The following is an 838-nucleotide window of genomic DNA, read 5'->3' on the forward strand; positions in this document are numbered from 1 at the left end:
CGACTACGCCGTGCTTCTCGGCGAAGAGCCAAAACCAAAGCGCGAGCGCATAACCCTTGGTTGCGCTCTGGGCCGTGTTTTCAACTTCCGGCGCGAATACGATGCCAGCCGCATCCCAATTGGAAAAAGGCGGAGAGTCCGCTCTCATGAGCATGCCCAGCAGTTGCCGTACGGCCTCGAACGTGTCCGAGGCGGCCTCGGTTGCGCCACGGGAAGGGGCGGCCGATTTGTTCCAGAACTTCCAATCCACGGTTATCCTCAACTAAGCAAATCAACGATGTTCGGGGCGCGATACGCGTGCTTCGAAGTCCCGCCAATCATCGCGGTTTGCGCCTGCGTGGGCAAGGTCTGCTTGACTTCTCCGCGAGCTCATATAGTCAGAGCAATTCGTCGTGCCACTTCCTGACGCGAGTGCGTGCTTGCCGAGCGTGCTAAATCAACTGCGTCGATTGGCTTTTTCTGAGTGGCGTTTGAGACTCCCGGTCTGCGTGCGCGTCATCGCCACGTCCTGTCACCAAATATTGACCCGCCCCGATATTCGGCTGACTTATCAGAATGGACGACGAGTCGCTACCCGCGGCGTTGATTCTCGATTGGCGGATTGGTCAGTCAGATGACGGTAAAGGCCCCCTAGTTCGCATCGGCAATAGCAGCTCTGACGCATCACCGCGTCGCATCCTGACTTTCGCTTTTATTCATCATTTCCTTCGGCGGCTTCAAAAGCGCAGTGCAACACCTATCTCGTATAAGGTGTCGCCGTGGCCGACAAAACTTCTACCAGCAGCTTCAACCTGAAGAGCGCCTCGCCATCGCAAGCCTACGACTGCAGGATGTGAGT

General features: G+C 56.9%; 1 pseudogene. It reads right to left on the reverse strand.

Going from position 1 to position 838, the window contains the following annotated elements:
• Positions 1-250: pseudogene (locus AWB67_RS38795) on the reverse strand (tryptophan leader peptide); the annotation flags it as partial.
• Positions 251-838: the final 588 nt, after the last annotated feature.

It is taken from the genome of Caballeronia terrestris (genome assembly GCF_001544515.1).
Taxonomy (GTDB): domain Bacteria; phylum Pseudomonadota; class Gammaproteobacteria; order Burkholderiales; family Burkholderiaceae; genus Caballeronia; species Caballeronia terrestris.